Genomic DNA, 20,575 nt, shown 5'->3' with positions numbered 1-20,575 from the left:
GGATATTTCCCCTTTTTTTGTGTTTTTTTGATAAAACGTACCGAATTGCAAATAAACCTTTTGCTATTTTTGAGGTCTTATTGTTATAAGTAATTGCCCTATGACCAAATTGTATTCTTTTTTTCTGCTCTTGTTTTTCTGTTATACTGCCAGCGCACAGAGCGATATTGTTGTGAAAGGAACTGTTATTGACATCAATACACAGCTACCGATGGAATTAGCTACGGTTTATTTTACGACTGTTAGAGATTCTGCGGTAATTGAATATACTACGACAGATAAAAACGGTTTCTTTAGCCTGAACATTAAAAAATACGATAAACCGGTTTTTTTAAAGGTGAATTATATCGGATACCAAACTTATTTGGAGGAACATAAAGGGCTTACAGAGAGTAAAGACTTTGGGAAACTGTATATGCTCGAAAGTGTAAATGCACTTAATAATGTGGTGGTAAAAAGTGAAGCGGCCCCAATCACCATCAAAAAAGATACGTTGGAATTTAATGCTACTTCTTTTAAAGTCCGCCCAGATTCTAATGTAGAAACATTATTGAAACAATTACCCGGTTTTGATGTAAACAACGACGGGAAAGTGACCGTCAACGGAAAAGAAGTAACGCAGTTTTTGGTTAACGGAAAAACTTTTTTTGATAAAGACGGAGCCATTGCTTTGAAAAATCTACCGGCAGAAATTATAAAAAAGGTTCAGGTTTCGGATTTTAAAACTAAAAAAGAAGAATTGTCAAAACAAGAAGCTACTTCAGATTATTCAAGTATTAATTTGACAATCGACGAGAAAAAGAATAAAGGATACTTTGGGAAAATACTTGGAGGATACGGTTCTGATGAGCGTTACGAAAGTAGCCTGATGATGAATTTTTTCGATAATAAACAGAAAATTAGTGTTTTGGCTTCTTCGAATAATATTAATGCTACCGGATTTTCTATGGATGATGTTTTTGATACTATGGGAGGAGGAAGAAACAGTAACGGAAGAAATACAGGCAACAGTTCCGGCAATACCAGTAAAGGAATTACCCAGTCTAATCTGGTTGGAATAAACTATTCTAATGATTGGTCTAAAGAATTGCTGACAATGGGAAGTTATGATTTCTCTAATTCAGTTACGAACAATAACAGTAAAGCAGATCAGATCAGTTTTTTGCCGAATGGAACTATTCGGACTTCATCGGATGCTGTAACAAGAAATGCAAATACGGGTAATAAAGCCAACTTTCAAATAGAATACAAAATCAACCCCACGATGCAGGTTATTGTTGCTCCAAGATTAAATCAAACACGCTCTAACAATCGTTCGGGTTCTTCAAGTCATTCCGAAGATGAAGACGGTCAGACTTTAAATAGCAGTAACTCGGAATCAAATAGTGAAAATACAAACACCAGTTTTTCTAACAGTATTAATTTTAATAAAACCTTTGAAAAGCAGGCACGTAATTTCAGTTTGGTTTTTAATAATAGTAATACCAGAACTGATTCGGATGCTTTAAATCGTTCTGAAACTGTTTTTTATCAGGGTAGCAAACCAAATGATGAGCGAAATCAAAACAGTAAAAATAGGGTTGCTTCGGATTCTTATACGATAGATATTGAGTATACAGAGCCGATAACGGATTCCCTGAGAATTAGGTTTGGTTCCGATTTTGATTGGGAAAAGACTGTAAACGATAAGAATACCTTTAATTATAATGCAGGTACAGATTCCTATTCAGATCAGGATTTGTCTTTAACAAATTATATTTCTTCACGTCAGAACAGTATTAGTCCTAAATTTGGTATTACCTGGCAAAAAAGAAAATTTACTCTTAATTTAAATTCGCAGACGGCACTTGTCGATTATGATAATCATTCGTTATATCTAAATAAGGAGACTGATTTAAACAAAAAATATGCATTACCAATGGGTAATTTACAGCTTAGGTATAAGTTTGGTCGTTCTAAAAATCTGACTTTCAGATACGATTATTCCAATGCATTGCCGACCGCAACTCAATTATTGCCGGTACTCGATTTGTCAAACCCATTGAATAGTATTATTGGTAACCCAAATCTGAATCCGATAGAAAAAAATAGTGTAAGTATTAATTTCAGGAATTTTGATTTCCGTACGCGTTCCGGTTATAGTGTGTTTGCTAAAACAGATTATTACAACAATGATGTGGTTTCAACTTCTCTTTATGATGACAGTGGTAAAAGAAACACCACTTACGCCAATATTTCGGGAACGTATATGACTTCTTTTGGTGCCAATTGGAATCAATCTGTAAAAAAAGACGCCAGTGTTCTACGCTATGGTTTAGGATTAAATGCGAGCTATTCGTTTGATAAAGGGTTTACAGATGCGGTGATGTACGAAGCAAGAGCAACCGGAATAACACCAAAAGTATATTTAAGTTACGAATATGGAGATTTATTGACTATTGCTCCATCTTATGATTTGACTTATAATGAAACAAAATATAAGAACTATTCCAGAGATGCTACTTCAAACGTAATTCATAAAATTAATTTGCAGACCACGGCATATTGGCCTGCCAATTTGATTTTTGGAAATGACTTCGGATATACTTATAATTCGAATATTTCGGATGATTTCAAGAAAGACTTTTTTCTTTGGAACACCAGTTTATCCTATGGTTTTTTGGAGAAAAAATTATACCTGAAAGTAAAAGTATACGATGTTTTAAATCAGAATCAGAGTGCGATAAGAACCATTTCGGCAACCTCGATTCGAGATGAAGAAAATACGGTTTTAAAACGCTATTTGATGTTTTCGGTAGCCTATAAAATTGGGAATTTTGCAGCTAAAGAAAAAAAATCCCGAAGAAGAGAAAGAGATTAAGCTTTTGTTTTACGGTTAATCCGATGATAAATCGTAAATCGGATAATATCCCGGTCATAAAAATCGACACCACTGGCACGTCTCTGAAAACTTTTCATATACCCCAGTTCCAATCCGATATTGGGGTTGAAATGATAACGTAAGGCTGCGTAAATTCGGTTTTGATCAAAAGTATTTCTTTTGTTGTCTTTTCCGTAATTGAGTAAGATTTCGTCTGAAATAGTCCCTTTTAGGCTGCGTTTTTCTTTTTCCCAAAGAGTAAAGGTAGATTGTAGTCTGTATCTAAAGCGCCATGAGAAAGAGAAATCATCGAGTAATTCTGTTTTATTGGCCTTTTGCATAAAACGTTCCTCAATCTGAAAGCGATTGTGAAAAGTGATTTTTGCAATATCATTGATAAAAGTAATATCCTGTTGACCTCTGTATTCCGGAACCGAAAAATTTGGATCAAAATGCGGATCTTGTGTATTGACATTAAAATAGGCAAATCCTCCGCCTAAATCGATTATTTTATTGGTTCTGTAACGCCCCTGCATGCGAAGAACAAAAAGATTTTCATGTATGGGATTGACAAAACTTCTGTTGTCCAGTTCAGAATGTATAGACCATTTTTCGCTTAAAGGGAAAATATTATAGTATCGAATCCAGGTTAGGGTTTGTTGATCCGTTTTTGTCTGAGCCTGTAAAAATGGACTTGTAAGGCTTAAAAAGAATACTATTTGAAGGATTTTCATCTAATCTGTCTAAATTCAGGCTGCGAATATAGGCAAATCGGGACTAATTTGTTGAAACAGAGATTGATTTTTAAATCTGTTTTGAGCGTAATTTTGTGATTTTCGGGAATTCTTTTTTGATATAAAAAACGAGACATGCTTTAGATAGTGTGTCTCGTTTCAGTGTTTATTTAATTCAAGTTGTTAGATAAAAAGTAAACAACAAAAGTGAGAATTTTAGTTTGCCACAACTAAGCAAATAAGAGAAGGATACTTTTGTATAAATTATTTCAAAATTGCAAGGCCTTTTCTGATTTTTTGACTGACCTATATCAATTGCCTCCAGTTTTAACTGGAGATGAAGAATTAATTGATAATAAAGAGGCTTTAGCCAAACTCTTTGAAGGTTTGGCTAAAGCCTTTGCTTTGTGTCTTTTTTAGTGATCTCCGGTTAAAACTGGAGGCAATTCAAATAAAACTTGTGCAATTTTTATTCGGATTATAAATAAACAAAGTCATCAACTAGGAACTTGAATTATTTAATTAAATAGTAGTTTTTTATAAAGAATATTTTAAGGTGATTCCATAGGTTCTTTGGTCGCCTAATACGCCCGCATATTGTCCTGTATTTCCTCCTGCAGGTAATAATTGCTCATAATAATCTTTGTTTAAAAGGTTGCGTCCCCAGAAATGTACAGACAAACCTTCGGTAGCGCGGAAGCCTAAACGAGCATTAAAAATAGCATAACCCTGTACCACTAAATATTTTGAAGCAGAAGGACTTGATGAAAATTCAGAGCGAGCATAAGAATCGATAGCTAAAAATACTTTACCGGCATTTCCGAAGAATTTAGCATGGTCAGAAAGCTCACCACCTAAAGATCCAGCCCATCTCGATGCGCCCGGCAGATCAGTTCCGGACACATCTATATAAGCTACAGAAGCTCCGGTTTCCTCTAGTGGAAGTGGTGCATTGGTAAACTTAACATATTTACCGTCTGTATAAGTTGCAGCTCCATTTATGGTTAAGTTTTGATTTATTACAAAACTGGCATCCAGTTCAAAACCTCTCACACGAACTTTATCGGCATTGGCAAGATAACCTCTGTTTACTCCTAATTCAGCTGCCTGAACATTAGTTTGGAAGTTTCTGATATCGGTATTGAAGAAAGTCAGATTAAAAATAGAGTTTTTAAAGGGAGACGTTTTTATACCAAACTCATAGTGATTTACCTCTTCCGGTTTAATTACAGAAAGGTTAAGCAAAGGCTGACCGGCTGAATTTGTTGGAAGTCCTGCAACATTCACCCCAACCGGTTTGTAACTTTTTGCAAAAGTAGCATAAGCATTGATTTTGTCTGTAGCTTTATAGGACACGGTTATATTTCCTGAGAAATCGGTATCATCTGTGTCTGATGTAAAAGCCTGATCGCTGTAAACTTGTTTTTTCAAGGCAAGTAAGGCAGGGTCAGTAGTCTGAAGTCCTCCGTAAGTGGTACGGCTGTAATCAGCATCTTTTTTATCAAAGTTATAACGTAAACCAGGTAGTACGTGTAATTTATCTGTTATCACCCAGTCCAATTGTCCAAAGATAGCAGCACTGGATGATCTTATGCGAGCATCTGTTTTGATACCGTAGCCTTCAAAAAGACCCGGAGTTTTCCATAACGAACTTGTCGAGCTTTGCGAAAATCTCCATTGTGCATTTCCGGATTCTTCAGTACCATTGGTTTTTGAAGTCTGATCGATAAAAAACACACCTACAACACCGCTCAATTTTGAACTAAGCTGACCAGCATAACGTATTTCTTGCGTAAATTGGGTCTGTCTGGTTGGGTTTTGTGATTTAGCAAGTACTTGTAGTCCTGTAAAATCCCTGTCATTTGACGGATCCCAGTTCCAGAAACGCCAAGCCGTAGTTGAGGTAAGCGTTCCGCCTCCGATTTTGGTATCAATATTAAGCGAAACACCACCTAAATCCTGATTAGAACGCCAAGGAGTGTCCTGGTCGATTCTACGATCAAATGCGTTTTGACTCGGAAGCTGATAGTTTAAGTCGGCAATGATAGCATTAAATTGACGGTATGCTGCTCTTTGAGTAGGAGCAACACCTGCTACAACCTGTGCATATCCGTCCGGGCGTTGTGTTGTGATATCTGCTGCAAATGTAATATTGGTGTTGGCAGTTGGTGTATAAAGCAATTGCCCTCTAATTCCTTGGTTGTTTAAAGTATTTGTCGCTCTTCCTGTGGCAACATTGTCAATTAATCCGTCGCGTGATGTACCTGAAAAAGATAAACGACCGGCTAATTTTTGACTCAAAGCTCCGGTTACAGAGGCTTTGGCCTGTAAAAAAGAATAATTTCCATAACTAACTTCAAAGTTTGCACCTGAAGTAAAACTTGGTTTGCGAGTTGTAATGTTAAAAGCTCCTGAAGTGGTGTTTTTACCAAACAAAGATCCTTGTGGTCCGCGTAATACTTCAATTTGCTCTACGTCGATAAAATCAAGAGTTGTTGCTGCAGGACGTGCATAATAAACACCATCAACATAAAAACCAACTCCCGGATCAATTCCGTCATTGGTAAGTCCAAATGGAGAACCTAAACTTCTGATGTTGATTCCTGTATTTCTTGGGTTTGAAGAGTATAATTGTACAGAAGGTACGAGTTCTTTGATACGATTCACATTAAAAGCACCTGTTTGCTCGGCTTGTTTACCGGTAATTACCGAAACGGCAATCGGTACATCCTGCACTTTTTCGATACGGCGTCTTGACGAAACCACAACTTCTATAAGTTTGTTTTCTTCGTTTAGTGTTACGAGTAGAGGAGATGAGGGTAGTGTTGTGATCGCAAACTCAGCAGTAGTATAACCTACATATTGAATCAATAGCGTTAAAGGAAGTTTTCCCTGAGTATCGATGCTGAATTTTCCGCTGGCATCGGTAGTGGTATTAAAAGTTGTTCCTTTTATCACCACATTGGCGGCTTCCAAAGGGATGTTTTCATCGGTTGTTACGACACCTTCTATATTTTGTGCGAAAGAGATAGAGAAAGTTAAAAAAGAAAGTATTGTAAATATATTTTTTATAGATGTTTTCATTTTTATATTAAGTATATGTGATTAGTAGAATTTAAATTAAATTTTTTTTACCAACACATACACATCATACTAGAACTGTTTTTCACTGCTGTGAATTGACTGTTTTTATTTTTTTGCAAAAAACTTCTTGATCCACCTGATCGTTTGGAATGTACTTTCATAAGGTTTTAATTTTGGACTGGTTTGTTAATTTTTTTTGCAAATATATATAAATTCTATAAATATAGTAGAATTTAAGAAATATTTTTTTATGACTTCACCAATGAAGCGATAGTGATCCCTTCCATAGCTTTCAAAGTTTTGTCTCTAATAAGGACTAAACCGTGATGTAAGCTGCATTCTGACTCTGTTTTGCAATCAGAACAGGGTTCGTAAAAGTTTAGGGAAGCACAAGGCAAAAGAGCAATTGCACCGTCAAATAAACGGTGAATTTCGGCCAAAGTAATATCATTTTTAGATTTTATCAGATAATATCCGCCAAATTTCCCCTGCTTACTGCTTACAAAACGGCCACGTTTCAGATCTAATAAAATCTGTTCTAAAAACTTTTTAGGAATATTGGCGCCATCAGCGATTTCTATTGTTTTAGAAATGTGATTTTCGTCTTGTTCTGCTAAATAAAGTAAGGCCTTAAGGGCGTATTTTGCTTTATGTGATAACATTTAAATTGAATTATGAATTGTAAATATAACTTTTAATTTGGGTGAAATGTGAAATGTCAGATGTAAAATGTTAGATGTAACTTGAAACTTGAAACTTGAAACTTGAAACAACCAATCTAAACACTTACCAGCCTCCGCTGGAACCTCCACCGGAGAAACCTCCGCCTCCAAATCCACCGCCGAAGCCTCCTCCGCCACCGGATGATCCGCCGCCGAAGCCTCCTCCAAAACCACTGCCTCCTCCGCTGCGGCCTAAACTACTCAGAATAATAATATCCATAAGGCTAGGGCCTCCACCGCTATTGTGGCCTGAATTTCCTCCACCGCCTCTTTTGTTTCGGGAAATCAAAATTACTACAATTACTGCAATAACAATAAAAGGGAGTAAAGGAAAATCTTTTCCTTTTGATTGTTGCTTACGCTCGCCTTTGTATTTTCCTTTAAAAACATCAAATAAAGCGTCTGTTCCCTTGTCAAGTCCATTATAATAACTTCCGGCTTTAAATTCGGGAATAATAATATTTCGGATAATTTCACCACCAATTCCTGCCGTCAAACGATCTTCTAAACCATAACCGGGATTAATGGCAATTTTTCTTTCTTTTTTGGCCAATAAAATAACAACACCATTATCGTCTTTTGCTGTTCCTCCAATTCCCCAGGTTTGCCCCCATTTGGTAGCAAGTTGACTCACATCTTCATTTTGTAAACTCTCTATTGTAATCACTACAATTTGCGTAGTGGTAGAATCCGAATACCGAATCAGCTTTTGTTCCAACTGTGTTTTTTCAGCAGCACTAAGTACGTTTGCATAATCGTAAACAGAAGTTTGAAAACTTGGTTTTTCGGGAATAGTAAATTGGGCAAAAGCACAATTAACAGTAAAAAAAGCGATTAACAGAAAGGATAAATGAAAGATTCCTTTAGCATTAGAGGTTTTGTTTTTGGAAATTTTCATTGTTTATCCTTTTGAGATTTCGTTTGATAATTCGTTAGTATCTTCAGCCAACTTTGGGAAATATTTTTTTAATTGTTCTCCGGCACTTAGAATACCATCAACGATGCCTTGTTTGAAGTTTCCGGATTTAAATTGAGCGACCATAATGTCTTTGGTCGAATCCCAAAAGTCTGTAGCAACAAGATCATTTATGCCTTTGTCTCCACAGATGACAAAATTTTTATCTGCCACAGCAAAGTAGAATAAAACTCCGTTTTTAAGCTGAGTTTCATCCATTCTTAATTCATGAAAAACTTCTAAAGCCCTGTCAAAAGGAACTTTAGAAGTAGTTTGTTCTATATGTACTCTAATTTCGCCCGAAGTATTATTTTCAGCCATACCAATAGCTGCAACAATTTCTTGTTCTTCATTTCTGGATAAAAAATCTTCTACTTGTGACATTTGAATTAGTTTAGAGTTTAGATTGTTGATTGCAGATGTAATTGTTGTCTGGAACCCATAATCAAAATAGTGATTTTTTTAGAATTTTACTTCAACCGGTTTTTCAGCACCTGCAACCGCTTCGAAGTATGGTTTTTCTTTGTATTCACCTAAGAACCATTTGTTCGGAATAGATAAGATATAACCATTATACTCCTGTACACCTTCATTAAAACGTGTTCTGGCTGTTAAAATTTGGTTTTCCGTACTAGCTAATTCATCTTGTAATTTCAAGAAATTTTCATTTGCTTTTAATGTTGGATATTGTTCTACAGAAACCAATAATCTTGATAAAGAAGAAGAAACACCACTTTGAGCCTGATTGAATTGAGACAATTGCTCCGGAGTAACATTACTAGGATCAATTGTTACTGATGTAGCTTTTGCACGAGCTTCAATAACCGCTGTTAAAGTTGATTTTTCAAAATCAGCAGCACCTTTTACAGTGTTTACTAAATTTCCGATAAGGTCATTTCTTCTTTGGTAGGCTGTATTTACATTTCCCCACTCTTTGTTTACAGCCTGGCTGTATTTTAATCCGGTATTTTTAATTCCAATTGACCAGAAAGCTATAATAGCAACCAGTACTACAATAATTCCTACGGGGATTAACCATTTTTTCATATTTGTTTCGATTTAAATTTGTTTGTAATTTTAAAATGATGTTATAATTCGTTCTTGATTTCTGTTAATTGTGTTTTTATGGACTCTAATTTACGTATTATTTCGAATTTATCTAATGTTTTCTTTTGTCCTTCTTTTAAATGGGTTTTGGCTCCTTCGAGTGTAAAACCACGTTCTTTTACCAAATGATAAATCAATTGTAAATTGGTAATATCTTCCGGAGTAAACATTCTGTTGCCTTTCGCATTCTTTTTGGGTTTCAGAATATCAAATTCGCTATCCCAAAATCGGATCAAAGAGGCATTGACATTAAAAGCTTTGGCAACCTCGCCAATGCTGAAATATCTTTTATCTTTAGAAAGCTCAATATGCATGATTTATATTTTTCTGATTTTACTTCAAACTTACTACATTTTGTAGTATTAATCTAATGACTGGTTTTCCTGATTGGCCATATGTGAAATGGCAATGTATTCTACTGCTGAAATATTTCCGTAATAAAAATTTAATGGATTAACGACTTTCCCATCTTTATGTACTTCATAATGACAATGTGGTCCTTCAGACCTTCCGGTGCTTCCAACGTAACCAATAATATCGCCTCTCTTCACATGTTGTCCGGGTCTGCAGTTGTATTTGCTTAAATGGGCATACAAACTCTCATATCCAAAACCGTGCCTGATGACTACATGATTTCCAAAACCTGACGCGGTATTGTCAGCTCTGGCTATCACGCCATCGCCCGTTGCATAAACTGGCGCTCCCGTATTGGCGGTGAAATCCATACCGTTATGCATTTTTCGCACCTTTGTGAACGGGTCAATTCGATAACCAAAACCCGAAGCAATACGTTTCAAATTCTCATTCCGAACTGGCTGAATGGCAGGAATTGCCAATAACAGGTTTCCTTTGACACTAGCCAATTTTAAAATCTCATCTAATGACTTGGACTGAATTGCCAATTGTTTGGACAGTTTATCCATTCGTTTGGTTGTATTCAGTACCAATTGCGAATTGTTGTAACCTTCTAATTCTTTGTATCTGTTTAAATCTCTAAAACCTGATTTTCGTATAGAATCCGGGATTTCTGCTTTGTTAAAATAGACTCTGTAAATGTTATTGTCTCTATCTTCCAAGGCTTCTGTTACTTCATTAATCTGATCCATTTTTTTATTCAGAATCGAATAATGCAGTTTTAGATTCTCAATTTCACGTGCCTGTAAGCGATCTTTTGGAGTTTCAAAGTAAGGAGTGTTGATTAAAAGAACAAAAATTAGAAATCCAAACAGCGCTGAGGCCAACAAAAACAATAATGCATAACCAATTTTGATCCTCTTTCTGGTTTTTATTTTTGTATAAGCCAGATTTTCTGAGTCGTAATAATATTTTACTTTCGCCATATTTTAAAATACCCTATTTTTGCAGCTTGTAAAATAGTTAGTGGAACAAATTTAATAAATGTTTCAGTTGTTTCCAGCTTTTTTTCAAGAATTAAAAAGATTAGATAATGTGTCAGTTTGATAATTAGATAATGTATTTAAAGTGAAATTTATTGTTTTAGACTTTAAGTTTTTGTTTAAGAATTATTTAATTGTCCTATTTTCAGATTGATTAATTATCTCATTGACACATTTTCGAATTATAAAATTATCACATTTCTAATTAAAATATGAAATCACAAGACGTACGTAAACAATTTTTAGACTTTTTTGAAAGTAAAGGACACACCATAGTGCCATCTGCGCCTATTGTACTTAAAGACGATCCAACCCTTATGTTTAACAACTCGGGGATGGCCCAGTTTAAAGAATACTTTTTAGGAAACGGAACTCCAAAAAGCCCAAGAATTGCCGATACTCAAAAATGTCTTCGTGTTTCAGGAAAACATAATGATCTTGAAGAAGTGGGGATCGATACGTACCACCACACCATGTTTGAGATGTTAGGAAACTGGTCTTTTGGTGATTATTTTAAAAAAGAAGCCATCAATTGGGCTTGGGAATTATTGACAGAAGTATACAAAATCGATAAAGATATTTTGTATGTAACTGTTTTTGAAGGAAGTGAAGAAGAGAATGTTCCATTTGACCAGGAAGCTTACGATATCTGGAAAACTTTAATTTCTGAAGACCGAATTTTGCTTGGAAATAAAAAAGACAATTTCTGGGAAATGGGAGATCAGGGGCCATGCGGACCATGTTCTGAAATTCACGTAGATATTCGTTCTGCTGAAGAAAAAGCACTAACTCCGGGGAAAGATTTGGTAAACAATGACCATCCTCATGTAGTAGAGATCTGGAATAACGTATTTATGGAGTTCAATCGTAAAGCCGATGGTTCTCTGGAGAAGCTGCCTGCACAGCACGTAGATACCGGAATGGGATTTGAGCGTTTGTGTATGGTTTTACAAAACGTACAATCTAATTACGATACAGATGTTTTTACACCGCTAATTAGAGAAATCGAAACAATTACCGGAACTAAATACACTATTAAAGCTGCTAATGAGGCAGAAGAGAAAGTAAATATTGCGATTCGTGTTATTGCAGATCACGTTCGTGCGGTAGCTTTTGCTATTGCCGATGGTCAGTTGCCTTCTAACACGGGAGCAGGGTATGTAATTCGTAGAATTTTACGTCGTGCTATTCGTTACGGCTTTACTTTCTTAGATATCAAAGAGCCATTTATTTATAAACTGGTAGACACATTAAGCCAACAAATGGGAGATTCTTTCCCGGAAATCAGAACACAAAAAGCGCTTTGTTCTAATGTAATTCGTGAAGAAGAGAATTCTTTCTTACGTACATTAGATCAGGGATTAGTACTTTTAGATGCTGTAATTTTAAATAATGCAGGTGATACCATTGATGGTAAAAAAGCATTTGAATTGTATGATACCTATGGTTTTCCAATCGATTTAACGGCTTTGATTCTTTCTGAAAAAGCATTGAAATTAGATGAAAAAGGGTTTCAGGAACAATTGCAATTGCAAAAAGAACGTTCACGTGCTGCGTCGAAAGTTACAGCCGGAGACTGGAATGTAATTGTGGAAGATGATATTCAGGAATTTGTTGGTTACGACAGATTGGCACACCAGGTAAAAATTACAAAATACCGTAGAGTAGACAGTGCAAAAGACGGTGAAATCTACCAATTGGTTTTCAATGCAACTCCTTTTTACGGAGAGAGTGGAGGACAAACGGGAGACAAAGGATATTTAGAATCTCAAAATGGTGATATTATTTATATTATTGATACCAAAAAAGAGAACAACCAAACAATACATTTGGCAAAATCATTGCCGGACAACTTAACGGGAACTTTCAACGCTGTTGTTGATGCGAATCAAAGAGCTAAAACGTCATCAAATCACACGGCGACGCATTTGCTTCACCAAGGTTTGCGTAAGATTTTAGGAACTCATATTGAGCAAAAAGGATCGATGGTTCGTAATGCTTCTTTGCGTTTTGACTTTTCTCATTTCTCTAAAGTTACAGATGAAGAGTTAAAAGAAGTAGAGAATTTTGTAAACGCAAGAATCCGCGAAAGTTTGCCATTAATCGAAAAAAGAGCAATTCCAAAAGAGCAGGCACTTGAAGAAGGAGCTATTGCTTTGTTTGGAGAAAAATACGGTGATTTGGTTCGTATGATTAAGTTTGGTGATTCTGTCGAATTATGCGGAGGAACTCACGTACAGAACACTTCAGATATCTGGCATTTTAAAATTGTTTCTGAAGGAGCTGTTGCTTCAGGTATCAGAAGGATCGAAGCGATTACAAGTGATGCTGCAAAAGATTATTTCGAGTCTCAATTGCATTCTTTTTATGAAATTAAAGAGACCTTAAAAAATGCTCAGGACCCTGTTAAAGCCATTCAGTCTTTGCAAGAGGAGAACATTCAATTGAAAAAACAATTGGAAGTTTTATTGAAAGACAAAGCTAAAAACATGAAAGGAGAATTGGCTAAGGAGCTACAAGAAATAAACGGAGTACAATTCCTTGCCAAACAAGTTGATTTGAACGCTGAAGGTGCAAAAGATCTGGTTTATGAACTTGGAAACACAGCAAATAATTTGTTTTTAGTTTTGGCTACAGCCGAAGAAGGAAAACCAATGTTAACGTGTTATGTCTCTAAAGAATTAGTGGCTGCTAAAAACCTAAATGCCGGACAAGTAGTTCGTGAATTAGGGAAATACATCCAAGGTGGAGGCGGAGGACAACCGTTTTTTGCAACTGCCGGTGGTAAAAATGCTGACGGAATCGCAGAGGCTCTGGCTAAGGCAATTGAGTTTGTGAAGTAAGGGTTTATAGCTGCTAAATATATTTCTCGCAAAGTCGCGAAGTCGCAAAGTTTTCTTTATTATTTTTTAAACTTTGTGATTCTGCGGTTTTGCGAGATTTTTTTATTTAAATACTAAAAATGTAGGTTTTTTCTTTAATTTTGTAAAAAAATACAAGATGACAGAAAATGAAATTTCAGCGGTTGTAGTAGATGTTTGTTATAAAATTCACGTTAAACTTGGGCCGGGACTGTTAGAGTCTGTTTATGAAGCAATTCTCTATCATGAGCTAATGAAAAGAGGATTAAATGTTGAAAGACAGAAACCACTGCCTGTGATTTGGGATAAGATCACACTGGATATTGGTTTTAGAGCTGATTTAATAGTTGAAAATAAGGTGATTTTGGAAATCAAATCAATCGCAGAAATTTCGGATATTCATGCAAAACAGATTTTGACATATCTCAAAATCACAAAAATGAAATTGGGACTGTTGATAAATTTCAATGTTCCAATAATCAAGTTTGGTATTAAAAGAGTGGTATCCAATCTTTAAAAATTAGAAAAGTAAGCATAAAGAAAAAAAACTTTGCGCTTTCGCGACTTTGCGAGAGCATTTAATCGCAAAGAATTCTCAAAGTAGTGGATTGTTTTTTCTCGCAAAGTCGCAGAGTCGCCAAGTTTTTTTTTTGAGTTTTAAACTAAACAACTTTGCGCTTTCGCGACTTTGCGAGAGCATTTAATCGCAAAGAATTCTCAAAGTAGTGGATTATTTTTTCTCGCAAAGTCGCAGAGTCGCCAAGTTTTTTTAATTTTCAAACAAATAACTTTGCGAGATTCTCTTTCCATAAACAGTTTACTTACGCTCCCCAATTTGCTGACGCCACATGGCATAATACAAACCTTTCTCGGTAATTAAATCTTCGTGTTTACCCTGTTCGATAATTTTACCTTGTTCTAAAACGAATATTTTATCCGCATGCATAACCGTAGACAGTCGGTGTGCGATTAAAACCGTGATTCTGTTTTTGTCTGAGATGTTTCGGATTGTGGCATTGATTTCTTCTTCGGTTATAGAATCTAAAGCCGAGGTTGCCTCATCAAAGATCAATAAATTCGGGTTTCTTAAAATAGCGCGGGCGATTGATAAACGTTGTTTTTCTCCACCGGAAACTTTGATTCCGCCTTCGCCAATTGTGGTGTTCAGACCATCTTCGGCACGTTTTAGAAGTTTTTCACAGCTCGCTCTTTTTAAGGCATCGTATAAGTCTTCGTCTGTTGCTGATGGTTTCACAAACAATAAATTCTCACGAATTGTTCCGGAGAATAGTTGTGCATCCTGAGTTACAAAACCCAATTGTTTTCTTAAATCCAACAAATCAATTTCGGTTGAGTCGATATCATTGTAAAGTACCTGACCTTCTGCGGGAACATACAGTCCAACTAATAACTTCACCAAAGTAGTCTTTCCGGAGCCGGATGGGCCGACAAAAGCAACAGTTTGCCCTTGTTTGATGTCAAAAGTAATGTTCTCTACCGCTTTGAATTTTGCTGTTTTATGTTTGAAACTTACATTAGAAAAAAGTAAGGACTGAATAACTCCCACATGTTTTGGTGTTTTTGGACGGAATTCTTTCGGAGCATTTAAAAGCACTCGGAAATTTTCCATAGAGACTTTTGTTTCATTAAGGGCAATGATAAAGTTCCCCAATTCCTGAAGCGGACCAAAGATAAAGAACGTAAAAAAGACCATAGTCAATAGATCTCCCACTATAATTTTTCCTCCAAATAAGAAGTAATAGAGTGTGAAAACAACGCAGGTTCTTAAAAAGTGAACCGTAGTACCCTGAATAAAACTTAAACTTCTGATGAAACGAACTTTTTCCAGTTCAAGTTGAAGGATTTTGAAGGTATTTAAGTTCAGACGTTTTTCTTCCTGGTAGGTTAGTCCAAGACTTTTTACAAGTTCAATGTTTCTTAAACTTTCAGTCGTAGAGCCGGCCAATGCATTGGTTTGCGTTACAATTTTCTTAGAAACGATTTTGATTTTTTTACCCAAATATGAACTGACTAAAGCAATAATTGGGGCTGTAACCAGAAAAATTAGAGAAATGCGGTAATCAATTCGGGATATGTAGAGAATTACAAAAACAAAACCAATAATAGTCTGAAAGATTAAAGAAATCGAAAGCGTAATTAATTTCTCAGAATCAGAACGTACTTTGGTTAGTTTACTTAAGGTTTCGCCACTTCGCTGATCTTCGAATTCGGCATAAGGCAAATCGAGTGATTTTTTAATACCGTCTGTATACATTTGCGCTCCGGTTCTCTGAATAACAACATTGGTGAAGTAATCCTGAAAGTTTTTGGTGATTCTTGAGATCATGGCTGCCCCAAGTGAAAGAGCTAACCAAAAGGACAACGATTTTATAAAACCAATTTCGTTTCCTTTGTATTTAGCCAATCCAACTCCGCAATCCTGCATTAATTTACCGGTAATGATAGAGTCAGATAAACTGAAGCAAATGTTTATGGTCGCCATAATTAAAGCGAAGAATAAAAGTAGTTTGTGTTTGATTATATAAGAATACAGTAATTTCATAGTTTGATTTGAATTTAGACAGATGCAAAAGTAAGGAATAGATAGATTTACTAAACTTAATTAAATATATTAAAAAGTTATTTTTTGATTTTGCTTTTTTTTAGAAGTGGAAATTAATACAATGTAAATTCTTAAATAACGAATAATCCTACTTGTTTTTTAGTAATGGAAGTAGGTGGATCTTTTTAAATTCAGAGATAGGTGAAGGTGCTTTTATTTTTCAAAAGTTTGTTTTTTAGAGGGTTAGTTTTTATTACAATCCGATCCGATTTGCGAATTGCAACATTCAGTTTTTCGGTATTAAAAAATAGAAGATGTATTAATTGCAGGCAATTATTTGAATCCAATATATTTGCAGCTATTATTACTATATAACCTGTTAAAATGAAAAAACTTTTATTCCTGTTAAGTGCTTTAATGGTGATACTTACATCTTGCTCTAATGATGATAATTCTAACGCTGCTCCCGAGGACAATTTTATTTTACCTAAAGAGGAAAATGGAATATCTATGTACTCTTCAAAATGGAAAACTACTTTTACTTATTCCGGGAATAAAATAGTAAGTATGGTTGGAGACAATTCAAAATCATTGTATACCTATGAGGGAAATACTATAGTAAATGAAGTGAGATTTTCTGTAGATTTTAATGGAAAAGAAAAGAAAGTTTTCGAAATTTTATATGCTTATGAAAAGGGGAAATTAAAATCCAGTACTTGGAGAGGAGAATTCACTCCGGATTATCCTCAGGGGAAAGTAAATGTAAAAACAGTGTACACGCCCACCTCTGATAATGTGTATACTTATGTGGATTATTCAACTAATGAAGATACAAAAATAGTGACAAAAATAGCTGAAGGTATTTTGACATATAAAGATGGAAATCTTATAAGAAGCGAGCATTTTCGTTTAATTTTAAATACAGGAACTATAATCACAGAAATTTATACTTTTGAATATGATACTAAAAATAATCCCTTCAAAAACATTCTAGGATATAGTTTGATTCTTAGTAAATATGGTCAATTTTCAAGAAATAACATTATAAGAACAACTGTTTGGAATCCAGAACATTCAGGATCGGTAATTGTTCCAACTAAATATGCTTATGATGATAAAGGGTATGCAATATCAAAAACAGAAGGATTTTCTGGAGCCGGCTCACCATCACTCTATGTTAAATATACCTATTAAATATGAAAAAACTTTTATTCCTGTTAAGTGCTTTAATGGTAGTACTTACATCTTGTTCTAATGATGATTCGCCTGCAAATCCTTCCGATTCTTCAAATGTGCTAATAAAAAAAATCATAATAGAAAGCATTAAGGAAGGTACTACTGAAATTAATTTTACTTACGATGGAAAGAAGTTAGTGGAACAAAAAGGTTCGGGATACTTTAATTACACCAAAAGATTTTATTATACGGGAGATTTAATCACTAGGTATGAAATGATCTGGGGGCCAAAAAGTACTTTTGTAACTGATTTAACCTATGAAAAAGGTAAATTGAAAACCTTGTATGGAAATAGAAATTATATACTTACAGGGTTACCCTACATACAAAAGAAGACTTATACCTATAATCTTGACGGATCAGTTTCTTTTGTAATTGATGAGATTGATAAAGATACCCATGAAATTCTATCTTCGAGAACAGGAAGACTAACTTATGTTAATGGTAATATGGTAAAAGATCAGCGTTTTGATGATCCTACAGGATATTTATCTATGACTCTTGATTACGATACAAAAAACAATCCTTTTAAAAATATTATAGGCCTTAACTTAGTGTTAGGCTATTATGATTCTGATTTTTCAGTGAATAATGTATCAAAATTGACTACCAATGGTATTTATAGTTCTCCTTGGAGTGTTTCTTATGTTTATGAATATGATGAAAATAATTTTCCAACAGTTGCTAAACATTTTGATGATAAAGGAAATGTATATCAAACAACAAAGTATTTTTATTAAGAGATTTGAACCTGTTGTTTAACCTGCAGCTGTCTTAAAAGATAAAATGAATCATATAATATCCTGTGGTGAGTATACTATTGGGAGTTAAAGATGAATCAATAGATAAGACTGTAGAATTTGGTTACGAGGAACTAAAATTATAAAATGAGTAAAGAAACCAAGTACCGCTGTATTTGGTTTTTTTATTGGAAAAAATTGGTGAAATTCGTGTTTTAATTAAAAGTCCTCACGAAATGTTGAAGAAGAAATTAATATTTTGTTTTGATTGAAGCTTTTAATTAAAGTACATTTGAAAACTTAATTGATTAATTTAATTCCCTAAAATGAGAAAAATTTTATTTCTTTTCGGTGTTTTTGCACTACTACTTTCTTCTTGCGCCTCTGACGATAATTTACCTGATGGAAATAATTTAATTTTTCCTAAAACAGTTTCTTATACTTATCCGGAATTTCCAGGGGATAATAGTAAAGATAAAATGACATATAATGGAAACAAAATTGTTACTAGTATTGACGAAAAATCAAAGATAGTATACACTTACGATGGGAATAGAATAATAAAACAAGAAAAATTTAAGATAGACGCTCAAGGGAATCAGTCAAAAAGTATTGAAGTTTTATATACCTATGAAAATGGGAAGTTAAAAACAAGAATCATGAAAGAGATATTTTCAAGTGATTATCCTCAAGGGCAATACATGTACAAAACAGTTTATGCACATGAGACTGATGCTCAGATTTCCTATGTTTTTTCTTCCGTCGATGTGGATACGAATGTAGAAAAAAAGAGGAGTACAGGAATTTTAACCTATAAAGATGGTAATCTGATAAAAAGGACACAAGTTGGTGGTGCCTTTGGTGGCGGAAGTAACTCGTCAGAAAGCAGATCTTATGAATATGATACAAAAATTAATCCTCTTAAGAATATTTTAGGGTTTAATCTATTACTGGACGAAATCGGGGATTTTGGAAAAAATAATGTAATAAAAACAATTTTAGAACGAGATGGTTTTCCTAATCCTGCAATTTTCCTAACAAATCATATTTACAATGATAAGGGATATCCAATTAAGAGTACATCACTAACTGGTAATGGTAAGACAATAGAATATGAAATAGAATATGAATATTAGCTTTAAAACTTTAATAGAAAACCAAATACTTCTGTATTTGGTTTTTTTATTGGTGAAAATTAGTGAAATTCGTGTTTAAATTAAAAGCAGATGCAATTCAGAACCCAGATTCCAATTTCGCAAACAAACAATCCAATTGATTATAACTCCAAAATTATTTCTTTAGGGTCTTGTTTTGCGGTGAATATGGCGGAGAAATTGGACTATTTTAAGTTTGATAACAGTTGTAACCCATTTGGGATTATATTCAATCCCGTTTCGATTGAGAGATTGCTAAAAAGGGTAGCAGAACAGGAATTGTTTAGCGAAAAGGATATTTTCTTCCACAACGAACGCTGGCATTGTTTTGAGATTCATTCGGATTTAAGTGCTTCTAATAAAGAACAATTACTGGAAAATTTAAATCAGATGCTCCAATCAACAAAGCAGCGACTAACCGAATCCACGCACATCATCATTACTTACGGGACTTCCTGGGTATATCGTTATAATGAGAGCAGCGAAATTGTTGCCAACTGTCATAAAGTACCGCAAAAGCAGTTTTCAAAAGAATTACTATCGGTTGAAGTGATGCAGCAAAGTATTCAAAATACAATCGATCTGATTCTGACTTTAAATCCAAATGTGAAATTCATTTTTACCATTTCGCCCGTGCGTCACATAAAAGATGGTTTTGCAGAAAATCAATTGAGTAAATCGCATTTATTTACAGCGCTCTACAAAAAACTGCAAACTGCTAGCTACAAGCTACAATCAGATTATTTTCCTTCGTACGAAATCATGATGGATGAACTCCGTGATTATCGTTTTTACAATGAAGATATGTTGCATCCAAATCAGGTGGCAATTGATTATATCTGGAAACGATTTAGTGAAAATTTCATAACGGAGAATAGTCTTCCAATAATGAAAGAAGTTTCAGAAATTCAAAAAGGATTAACCCACAGAAGTTTTAACCCCGAATCAGAACAGCATCAGGCTTTTTTGCTAAAACTACGTCAGAAAATAGCAGGTTTAGAGGAGAAAGTACCTTGTGTCAAGTTTTAAGTAATTAGTCCTTAGTCTTTAGTCATTAGTTTCTAGCTTCGGTGATTTATGTAAATCCTATCATACTTAATGTTTGTAAGTAAAGTCAATTAAACAAAACGTATCGCTCTTCAGTTTCACATTTGACATTTGA

The 20,575-nt window shown here is 34.7% G+C and carries 17 protein-coding genes; 8 read left to right on the top strand and 9 right to left on the bottom strand.

The genetic code is table 11. The annotated features are described in order from the left end of the window. The first annotated feature begins 100 nt into the window (after positions 1–100). Positions 101–2,860 (top strand): outer membrane beta-barrel protein, encoded by a 2,760-nt coding sequence (locus G3A47_RS02500; protein WP_166920088.1) that lies wholly within the window; start codon positions 101–103, stop codon positions 2,858–2,860. Here the strand turns inward: G3A47_RS02500 and G3A47_RS02495 are convergent. After that, entirely contained in the window at positions 2,857–3,594 is a 738-nt protein-coding gene (locus G3A47_RS02495) for a DUF2490 domain-containing protein (RefSeq protein ID WP_166920087.1), read from the bottom strand. The genes G3A47_RS02500 and G3A47_RS02495 overlap by 4 nt on opposite strands. A 255-nt stretch (positions 3,595–3,849) precedes the next feature. On the opposite strand from G3A47_RS02495, the gene G3A47_RS02490 reads away from it, so the two are divergent. Continuing rightward, positions 3,850–4,014, top strand: a complete 165-nt coding sequence (locus G3A47_RS02490) for a hypothetical protein (protein WP_166920085.1) — start codon at positions 3,850–3,852, stop codon at positions 4,012–4,014. A 117-nt stretch (positions 4,015–4,131) separates the two neighbouring features. Here G3A47_RS02490 and G3A47_RS02485 read toward each other — a convergent pair whose 3' ends face one another. From G3A47_RS02485 to G3A47_RS02455, 7 genes are all read right to left on the bottom strand, one after another. After that, positions 4,132–6,678: a TonB-dependent receptor gene (locus G3A47_RS02485; protein ID WP_166920083.1), complete on the bottom strand. Its 2,547-nt coding sequence runs from the start codon at positions 6,676–6,678 to the stop codon at positions 4,132–4,134. A 248-nt stretch (positions 6,679–6,926) separates the two neighbouring features. Continuing rightward, positions 6,927–7,340, bottom strand: a complete 414-nt coding sequence (locus G3A47_RS02480) for an RrF2 family transcriptional regulator (RefSeq protein WP_166920082.1) — start codon at positions 7,338–7,340, stop codon at positions 6,927–6,929. A 124-nt stretch (positions 7,341–7,464) separates the two neighbouring features. Continuing rightward, on the bottom strand, positions 7,465–8,298 hold the full coding sequence (locus G3A47_RS02475) for a TPM domain-containing protein (RefSeq protein WP_166920080.1): 834 nt from the start codon (positions 8,296–8,298) through the stop codon (positions 7,465–7,467). 3 nt (positions 8,299–8,301) lie between these two features. Next, positions 8,302–8,739 (bottom strand): TPM domain-containing protein, encoded by a 438-nt coding sequence (locus tag G3A47_RS02470; RefSeq protein ID WP_166920078.1) that lies wholly within the window; start codon positions 8,737–8,739, stop codon positions 8,302–8,304. Positions 8,740–8,817: 78 nt separating this feature from the next. Continuing rightward, on the bottom strand, positions 8,818–9,402 hold the full coding sequence (locus tag G3A47_RS02465) for a LemA family protein (protein ID WP_166920077.1): 585 nt from the start codon (positions 9,400–9,402) through the stop codon (positions 8,818–8,820). 41 nt (positions 9,403–9,443) lie between these two features. After that, a complete protein-coding gene (locus G3A47_RS02460; RefSeq protein WP_166920075.1) occupies positions 9,444–9,776 on the bottom strand; it encodes a MerR family transcriptional regulator in 333 nt (110 codons plus the stop codon). Positions 9,777–9,824: 48 nt separating this feature from the next. Next, positions 9,825–10,802: a M23 family metallopeptidase gene (locus G3A47_RS02455; protein ID WP_166920074.1), complete on the bottom strand. Its 978-nt coding sequence runs from the start codon at positions 10,800–10,802 to the stop codon at positions 9,825–9,827. Positions 10,803–11,071: 269 nt separating this feature from the next. Here G3A47_RS02455 and alaS point away from each other — a divergent pair, with 269 nt between their 5' ends. Both alaS and G3A47_RS02445 read left to right on the top strand, forming a co-directional pair. Next, a complete protein-coding gene (gene alaS, locus G3A47_RS02450) occupies positions 11,072–13,702 on the top strand; it encodes an alanine--tRNA ligase (protein WP_166920072.1) in 2,631 nt (876 codons plus the stop codon). Between the two features lie 157 nt (positions 13,703–13,859). Next, a complete protein-coding gene (locus tag G3A47_RS02445) occupies positions 13,860–14,237 on the top strand; it encodes a GxxExxY protein (RefSeq protein WP_166920070.1) in 378 nt (125 codons plus the stop codon). A 300-nt stretch (positions 14,238–14,537) separates the two neighbouring features. Here the strand turns inward: G3A47_RS02445 and G3A47_RS02440 are convergent, their stop codons facing one another. Beyond that, positions 14,538–16,283: an ABC transporter ATP-binding protein gene (locus G3A47_RS02440; protein WP_166920069.1), complete on the bottom strand. Its 1,746-nt coding sequence runs from the start codon at positions 16,281–16,283 to the stop codon at positions 14,538–14,540. A 384-nt stretch (positions 16,284–16,667) separates the two neighbouring features. Between G3A47_RS02440 and G3A47_RS02435 the strand changes: the two genes are divergently transcribed. The 4 genes from G3A47_RS02435 to G3A47_RS02420 all read left to right on the top strand — a co-directional run bounded on the left by G3A47_RS02435 (position 16,668) and on the right by G3A47_RS02420 (position 20,442). After that, positions 16,668–17,477: a hypothetical protein gene (locus G3A47_RS02435; RefSeq protein ID WP_166920067.1), complete on the top strand. Its 810-nt coding sequence runs from the start codon at positions 16,668–16,670 to the stop codon at positions 17,475–17,477. A gap of 2 nt (positions 17,478–17,479) precedes the next feature. Beyond that, the gene (locus G3A47_RS02430; protein WP_166920065.1) at positions 17,480–18,259 is read left to right on the top strand and encodes a hypothetical protein; all 780 of its coding nucleotides are present in this window, start codon (positions 17,480–17,482) and stop codon (positions 18,257–18,259) included. A 326-nt stretch (positions 18,260–18,585) separates the two neighbouring features. Beyond that, on the top strand, positions 18,586–19,395 hold the full coding sequence (locus G3A47_RS02425) for a hypothetical protein (protein WP_166920063.1): 810 nt from the start codon (positions 18,586–18,588) through the stop codon (positions 19,393–19,395). Between the two features lie 90 nt (positions 19,396–19,485). Beyond that, on the top strand, positions 19,486–20,442 hold the full coding sequence (locus tag G3A47_RS02420; protein ID WP_166920061.1) for a GSCFA domain-containing protein: 957 nt from the start codon (positions 19,486–19,488) through the stop codon (positions 20,440–20,442). The last annotated feature ends 133 nt before the right edge of the window (positions 20,443–20,575 follow it).

Source organism: Flavobacterium poyangense, assembly GCF_011751075.1.
Classification (GTDB): domain Bacteria; phylum Bacteroidota; class Bacteroidia; order Flavobacteriales; family Flavobacteriaceae; genus Flavobacterium; species Flavobacterium poyangense.
This window is presented reverse-complemented; position numbering and strand designations above follow the sequence as displayed.